We start from the raw sequence: 7,571 nt of genomic DNA, 5'->3' as shown, positions 1-7,571 counted from the left end.
GGCGCGCCGCAGCGCGGCCAGCATCTGTTCGCCGCGCGCTGCGCGGGCTGCCACGCGGTGCGCGGGACCGACGCGGCGGGCGACGCGGGCCCCGACCTGTCGCATCTCGGCTCGCGCCGGCTGCTCGCGGCCGGCACGCTCGACAACACGCCGGACGACCTGCGCCGCTGGATCGCGCACGCGCAGCAGATCAAGCCGCTCACGCTGATGCCGTCGTTCGCGCTCGCGCCGAACGACGCGGACGATCTCGCCGCGTATCTCGCCACGCTGCATTGAACGGAGGAGGACGATGGACGTTGCCCGCGACACGCCGCCTCCGCTGAACCGCGTACCCGACCTCGGCGACGCGCCGGCGGGGTCGGCGCACGCGCGCGCGCTCGCCGAGCTGTGGGAATCGGCGCCCGGCTGGCGCGGCTGGCTCGGCACCGTCGATCACAAGCGCATCGGGCTGCGCTACATCGTCACCGCGTTCGCGTTCCTGCTGCTCGGCGGCGTCGAGGCGCTCGTGATGCGCATCCAGCTCGCGCGGCCGAACGCGACGGTGCTCACGCCCGCGCAGTACGACTCGCTGTTCACGATGCACGGCGTGACGATGATCTTCCTGTATGCGCTGCCGGTGCTGTCCGGCTTCGCGAACTATCTGTGGCCGCTGATGCTCGGCTCGCGCGACATGGCGTTCCCGCGGCTCAACGCGTTCTCGTACTGGGCATTCCTGTTCGCGGGGCTGTTCCTGTATGCGAGCTTCCCGCTCGGCGCGGTGCCGGACGGCGGCTGGTTCAACTACGTGCCGCTCACGTCGCTCGACTACAGCGCGGGCGCGAACATCGACATCTATGCGCTCGGCATGATCCTGCTCGGTATCTCGACGACAGGCGGCGCCGCGAACTTCGTCGTCACGCTGCTGCGGATGCGCGCGCACGGCATGTCGATCGACCGGCTGCCGATCATCGTGTGGGGCACGCTGACCGCGTCGGTCGCGAACCTCGTCGCGGTGCCGTCCGTGAGCCTCGCGTTCCTGCTGCTGTGGCTCGACCGCAATGCGGGCACGCATTTCTTCGACGTCGCGAACGACGGGCGGCCGCTGCTGTGGCAGCACCTGTTCTGGATGTTCGCGCACCCGTGGGTGTACGTGGTCGTGCTGCCCGCGATGGGGATCGTGTCGGACGCGCTGCCGACCTTCTGCCGGCGGCCGCTCGTTGCATACGAGGCGGTCGCGGTGTCGACGGTGGCGACGATGCTGATCGGCTTCGAGGTGTGGGTCCACCACATGTTCGCGACCGGCATCGCGCCGCTCGCGCTCGCGTTCTTCGGCGCGGCGAGCATGCTGATCTCGATTCCGAGCGCGGTCGCGGTGTTCGCATGGATCGCGACGATCTGGACCGGCCGGCCCGTGTTCCGCACGCCGTTCCTGTATTTCGCGGGCTTCGTGCTGATGTTCGTGATCGGCGGCGTGTCCGGCGTGATGACGGCCGCGGTGCCGCTCGACTGGCAACTGACCGATACGTACTTCGTCGTCGCGCACCTGCATTACGTGCTGCTCGGCATCAACGTGTTCCCCGTGCTCGGCGGCGTCACGTACTGGTTTCCGAAGTTCACCGGCCGGATGATGAACGAGCGCTTCGGCCGCTGGACGTTCTGGGTCGTGGTGATCGGCTTCAATCTCGGCTTCTTTCCGATGCACGTCTCCGGGCTGCTCGGGATGCCGCGCCGCATCTACACGTATCCACCCGGAATGGGCTGGGATACCTCGAACCTCGTGACGACGATCGGCTCGTTCGTGTTCGGCATCGGGATCGTGATGTTCGTCGTCAACGCGCTCGTGAGCGCACGTCGCGGCGCGCACGTCGGCAACAATCCATGGGGCGCGGCCGGACTCGAATGGTCGGTCGCGTCGCCGACGCCCGTGTACAACTTCGCGGTGCTGCCGCTCGTCGCGTCGCGCCATCCGCTGTGGGAAACGCGCGACGACGAGAAGCGCACCAGCGTGCGGGTCGGCTACCGGCTCGCCGACGGGCGCGAGGCGCTCGCGGTCACGCCGCTCGCCGCGACGCCGAGCGCGATCCTGAAGATGCCTGAGGACAGCTGCGTGCCGTTCGTGCTCGCGCTGCTGGCCACGGCCGTGTTTGCGGCGATGCTGGTGCGCTCGCCGACGCTCGTGTGCGCGGCGGTGGCCGGTTGCGCGATCGCGACCGGCGTGTGGCTGTGGCCGCGCCGCACGCTCGGCCAGCGCGCGCGACCGCCGGCGCGTGCGAGCACGCAGGCGCCGGCAGCCGGCCGCCATCCCGACGAGCCGCCGTCCGCGAAGGTACCGGATGGCGCGCCGGCCGCGTGCGTCGAGCCGCTGCCGGTGGGCAGTTGCGGCCAGCGTGCGGGCGGCTGGTGGGGCGTGCTCACGCTGATCGTGACCGAGGCCGGGTTGTTCGGCTATCTGCTGTTCTGCTACTTCTATCTGCAATCGCAATCGGCCGCGCCGTGGCCGCCCGAAGGGATGCCGAAGATCGGGCTCGCGGCCGGCAACACCGTCGTGCTGCTGTCGAGCAGCGTTTTCGTGTGGCTCGCCGAACGCGCGGTGCGGGCCGGCCGGGGGCCGCATGCGGTCGCGGCGCTCGCGGTCGCGCTGGTGCTCGGCATCGCGTTCGCGCTCGTCCAGTTGCACGAGTGGCGCGACCATCCGTACGGCCCGACCGCGCATCTGTACGGCAGCCTCTATTTCACGATCACCGGCTTTCACCTCGCGCACGTCGTGGCCGGCCTCGTGATCCTCGCGCTGCTCGCCGGCTGGACGGCCGCCGGCTTCTTCGGCCGCGAGCGCCGCGTCGCGCTGACGGTCGGCGGCCTCTACTGGCACTTCGTCGACATCGTGTGGCTGTTCATCTTCACCGCGCTGTACGTGTCGCCTTACTGGCTCAGGAGGTCGTGATGATCGACGCGCGACGCTCGTCGACGCCGTGGCTCGCGATCGCGGCCGGCCTCGTCGGCGCGCCCGCGCTGTGGTTCTCGCAGATGCTGGTGTCGGAGACGCTCGCGTCGACCGCGTGCTATCCGCTCGGCGTCGCGCAGGCCGTGCCGCGCTGGGCGCACGTGGGCGTGTGGCTCGCGCTGATCGCCGCCGGCGCGTTCGCGGTGGCGCTGGCCTGCGCCGCGTGGCTCGTGCGTACGTGGCAGCGCAGGCACGATCCGCAGGCGCAGGCCGCGACGCGCGACACCAGCACGTGGTTTCTCGCGCGCTGCGGAATGCTGGCCGCGCTCGGGTTCGTGATCGGTCTCGTGTTCACGGGCATCGTGACCGCTTTCGTCGGCCCGTGCAGCCCATGGCACTGATCTCGTTCGCTTCGTTGCGGGTTGCAGCGCGCCGCGCACGGGTCGCGCTCTGCGCTGCGCTCGGCGTTGCGCTCGGTGCGGGCGTCGCGTGCTTCGCACTCACCGCGTGCGACGCGCAGCAGGACGACCGCGCGATGTCCTCCGGCGACACGTCCGGTGCCGCGTCGGCAGCCGACGCGCCCGAGCCCGCGTCCGGCTGGCGCTTCGTGCGGATTCGCGCGGCGACGGCCGACGCCGGTGCGTCGATGTCGGCGCGCGCGAACAGCGATCCGCGGCTGTCTCAACGTCGTGCCGCGGCATCTTCCCCGACTTCGGCCCCGGTCCCTGTTCCGCCACCCGATTCGGCTTCCGCGACCGCAGGGCGCCGCCCGGTGGTGGCCGCTGCCGCCGCGAGCGCCGACGCGCGGACCGTTGCGCGCGGCCGCTACCTCGCGCTCGCCGGCGACTGCTCGGCCTGCCACGACGCGGCCGATCACACGCCGTACGCGGGCGGCCAGCCGGTGAATTCGCCGTTCGGGCCGATCTATGCGTCGAACATCACGCCGGATCCGACCCACGGGATCGGCACCTACACGCTGCAGCAGTTCGACGACGCGTTGCGGCGCGGCGTGCGCGCCGACGGCAGCCGGCTGTATCCGGCGATGCCGTACCCTTCCTTTGCACACCTGACCAACGACGACGTGCGCGCACTGTATACGTATTTCATGCGCGGCGTCGCACCATCCGCGAACGCGGCCAAGCTGACGCAACTGCCGTTTCCGTTCAACCAGCGCTGGGCGCTCGGGCTGTGGAGTCTCGTATTCGCGAATCGCCAGGAATTCGTACCGTCGCCGTCACAATCGTTGGAATGGAATCGCGGCGCGTATCTGGTGCAGGGGCTTGGCCACTGCGGCGCATGCCATACGCCGCGCGGGCCGGCGTACAACGAGCGCGGCTACGACGAACGCAGCGCCGAGTTCCTGACCGGCGGCATCAACGATCACTGGTTCGCGCCGAACCTGACCGGCGCGAACGCGGACGGCCTCGGCCGCTGGAGCGCCGACGACATCGCCGCCTTCCTGCGCAGCGGCCATGCGGCGCACGGTGCCGTGTTCGGCGCGATGGCGCCGGTCGTCGGCGAGAGCACCGCGCTGCTCACCGACGCCGATCGCCATGCGATCGCGATCTATCTGAAATCGTTGCCCGCGCAACCGACTGCTGCGACCAACCCGTTGGGGGTCGGCGTCGCGCGGCTGACGCCCGCCGGGCCGCGCCCGGAAGGCGGCCAGCAGGCGCCGGGGGCCGGCGTGTATGCAGGCTTCTGCGCGCGCTGCCACGGCGCGCAAGGCACCGGCGTGCCCGATCACGGGCCACCGCTCGCGGCCAGTTCGATCGTGCTCGCGGCCGATCCGACGAGCACGATCCGGATCGTGGTCGAAGGCGCGCAGCCGGCGCCCGGCACGCACGGGCCCGTGCAGCGGATGCCGGCGATGCGCGGCGCGCTCACCAGCAGCGAGATCGCGGCGGTCGTCAGCTACGTGCGCGGCGCGTGGGGGAATCGGGCCGCGCCGGTGTCGGAGCAGGACGTGAGGCGCTTGCGCGCGGCGATACATCGCTAGCGCGCGGAGCCGCCGGCTTCGGCCGGCCAGCGGTACGCTCGCCGCTTAGTTGTATCGATCGTGCCGAAAAGCGTGCACCGGCTCGAACGCGACGACATCTCGTATCACGCCCTCGACGATCCACGGCTCGTGTCGCCGATCATGATCGCGGGCCGGCGGCCGATCCGGTCGGCGACGAGGCCGATCAGCGCGGGAATCGAGCGAATGGATGAAGCGGTCATGAAGCGTGTCCAGGATCGGCCCGCTGTCGCGGCGCGATCCGTTCATCGTTTTGAAGTACGAATGTCTTGCGTCGCGTATCGGCGTATCAGCGCGTCAGCACCGCGACCGCCTTGATTTCCACGATATAGCCGGGCGAGCCGCCGAGCATGTGTGCGCCGACCGCCGTCCAGGCCGGCTTCGGGTGCGCGTGCAAATAGCGGTCGCGCACCTGCATGAACAGCGGCAGGTCGCGCATGTCGGTATGGAAGGTCGTCAGGTCGACCACGTCGTCGAGCGTCGCGCCGCCTGCCTCCAGCACGCGCTTGAGGTTCTCGAACGCCTGCACGATCTGCGCTTCGCGGTCTTCCACCAGTTGCATCGCGGCATCGCGGCCGATCTGGCCGGATACGTACATGGTGTCGCCGATCTTGATCGCCGGCGCATAGCCGATTTTTTCGTACACGGCTTCCATCCCTGCCGGAATGATGGCTTCGCGTTTGGGCATACGTGTCTCCGTGGCCGGCGTGTCGGCGCCGGCCGTTCCTGTCATGGTCGAATCGTGTGCACGCGCGGCTGCCGCACGCGCACGTTGCAGCACGGGTTCGGCGAACCGCCGCCGTTCAGCCCGTATCGCCGCCGGCGACCGGCAGCACCGTGCCGGTGATATAGCTCGCTTCGTCCGACGCGAGGAACAGGATCGGCGCGATCTGTTCGTCGAGCGTGCCGTAGCGCTTGAAGAACGTCGAATCGGTCACCTGCCGCACCGCTTCGGCCATCCACGCCTGCTCCTGCGCGGTGTCGCCGGCCGCATTGCGCGGCACGCGGCGCGGCGGCGCTTGTGTGCCGCCGGGCGCGGTGGCGACGACACGGATGCCGTGCTCCGCGTATTCCATCGCAAGCGCGGATGTCAGCGCATTGACGCCGCCCTTCGCGGCCGAGTACGGCACGCGGCGAATGCCGCGCGTCGCGTTCGACGACACGTTCACGATCGTGCCGCCGCCGCGCGCGAGCAGATGCGGCAGCACCGCGTGGCAGCTGTAGAGCGTCGGCATCAGGGAGCGGCGGATTTCCGCGTCGATCTGCGCCGGCTCGAACTCGGCGAACGGCCGCATCCGGATCGCGCCGCCGACGCCGTTGATCAGCACGTCGATGCCGCCGAACGTGTCGACCGCGCACGCCATCGCCGCACGCGCGCCGTCATACGTCTCGAGATCCGCGACGAAGCCGGCCGTGTTGCCGCCGCCCGCTTCGGCCGCGACCTCGGCCACGAAATCCGCGCGATCGACGAACAGCACCTTGCCGCCCTCGGCCGCCGCGCGCAGCGCGACGCCACGGCCGATACCCTGCGCCGCGCCGGTCACGACGACGACCTTCCCGGAGAATCGTTGCATGGTCATGCCGCCTTTGCCGTCACGTTCGGGGTGAACTTCTCGTAGTGGAAGCTGTTCGGCTTCACGCCTTCGTCGTCGAAGTACTGGCGCACCGCGTCGACCATCGGCGGCGGCCCGCACAGATAGACGTCCACGTCGCCGTCGTTCAGCGCATCGGCCGGAATGTGCTGCGTGACCCAGCCCTTGCGCGGATGGCTCGACGCCGCATCGGCGACGACCGTCGAGAAGCTGAAGTTCGGCAGCTTCGCCGCATACGCTTCGATCGCATCGACCAGCACCAGGTCGAGATCGCGCGTGACGCCGTAGATCAGGTGCACCTGCTGCTGCGAACCGCTGCGTGCGAGCACCTCGAGCATCGACAGGAACGGCGCGAGGCCCGTGCCGCCGGCGAGGAACAGCAGCGGCCGCTGTACGTCGCGCAGGTAGAAGCTGCCGAGCGGACCGGTCAGCTCGAGCGTGTCGCCGGGCTTCGCGGATGCGAGCCACGTGCTCATCACGCCGCCGGGGATCTTCTTGATCAGGAAGCCGACCTTCGTGTCGCCCGGCGCGGACGAGAACGAGTACGACCGATGCTGGCCGCTGCCCGGCACGCCGATGTTCACGTACTGGCCCGGCAGGAACACGGGCGCGGCCGTGGCGGCAGCTGCGACGTCGAGTTCGAGCACGATCGCCGCATCGTTGTGCTGCTCGACCTTCGTGACGGTCGCCGCGAACGCGCTGTGGCCGGTCTTGCATGCGACCGACGATGTCGGGACCGCGATCACGCAATCGCTTTGCGGCACCATCTGGCACGTCAGCACGAGGCCGCCGTCCTTCTCGTCCTCGGTGAGCGCGTCGTCGATGTAGTCGTCGCCGAGGTCGTAGCTGCCGCTTTCCGCGCGGCACTTGCAGGTGCCGCACACGCCGTCGGAGCAGTCCATCGGCAGGTTGATCTTCGCGCGGAACGCGGCGTCGAGCACCTTCTCGCCGGCCTTGCAGTCGATGAAGCGGGTGACCCCGTCCTCGAAGTTCAATGCAATCTTGTAGGTGGACATGACCTCGTCTCCCTTTGATACGGTCG

The 7,571-nt window shown here is 69.8% G+C and carries 7 protein-coding genes; 4 read left to right on the top strand and 3 right to left on the bottom strand.

What is annotated here, in order from left to right:
- From O1Q03_RS33860 to O1Q03_RS33845, 4 genes are all read left to right on the top strand, one after another.
- Nucleotides 1-276: c-type cytochrome (locus O1Q03_RS33860; protein WP_269509213.1), on the top strand; the 276-nt coding region annotated here is incomplete at its 5' end.
- Nucleotides 277-289: 13 nt separating this feature from the next.
- The gene (gene ctaD / locus O1Q03_RS33855) at nt 290-2,920 is read left to right on the top strand and encodes a cytochrome c oxidase subunit I (protein ID WP_269509212.1); all 2,631 of its coding nucleotides are present in this window, start codon (nt 290-292) and stop codon (nt 2,918-2,920) included.
- Nucleotides 2,920-3,321, top strand: coding sequence for a cytochrome C oxidase subunit I (locus O1Q03_RS33850; protein ID WP_269509210.1), 402 nt, complete (start codon nt 2,920-2,922; stop codon nt 3,319-3,321). The genes ctaD and O1Q03_RS33850 overlap by 1 nt, the downstream gene beginning before the upstream one ends.
- Nucleotides 3,312-4,919, top strand: coding sequence for a c-type cytochrome (locus O1Q03_RS33845; RefSeq protein WP_269509208.1), 1,608 nt, complete (start codon nt 3,312-3,314; stop codon nt 4,917-4,919). Before O1Q03_RS33850 ends, O1Q03_RS33845 begins: the two co-directional genes overlap by 10 nt.
- 307 nt (nt 4,920-5,226) lie before the next feature.
- On the opposite strand, the gene O1Q03_RS33840 is transcribed toward O1Q03_RS33845, so the two are convergent.
- The 3 genes from O1Q03_RS33840 to benC all read right to left on the bottom strand — a co-directional run bounded on the left by O1Q03_RS33840 (nt 5,227) and on the right by benC (nt 7,545).
- Nucleotides 5,227-5,625: a RidA family protein gene (locus tag O1Q03_RS33840; RefSeq protein WP_269509206.1), complete on the bottom strand. Its 399-nt coding sequence runs from the start codon at nt 5,623-5,625 to the stop codon at nt 5,227-5,229.
- Between the two features lie 115 nt (nt 5,626-5,740).
- Nucleotides 5,741-6,517 carry a benzoate diol dehydrogenase BenD gene (gene benD, locus O1Q03_RS33835; protein ID WP_269509204.1) on the bottom strand — a complete coding sequence of 259 codons (777 nt, stop codon included), beginning with the start codon at nt 6,515-6,517 and terminating at the stop codon, nt 5,741-5,743.
- Nucleotides 6,514-7,545 (bottom strand): benzoate 1,2-dioxygenase electron transfer component BenC, encoded by a 1,032-nt coding sequence (gene benC / locus O1Q03_RS33830; protein WP_269509202.1) that lies wholly within the window; start codon nt 7,543-7,545, stop codon nt 6,514-6,516. Before benC ends, benD begins: the two co-directional genes overlap by 4 nt.
- Nucleotides 7,546-7,571: the final 26 nt, after the last annotated feature.

This window comes from Burkholderia sp. IMCC1007 (assembly GCF_027257875.1).
GTDB lineage: Bacteria > Pseudomonadota > Gammaproteobacteria > Burkholderiales > Burkholderiaceae > Burkholderia.
Note: the sequence above shows the minus strand (reverse complement) of the source record. Positions and strands in the feature narration are given on the sequence as shown.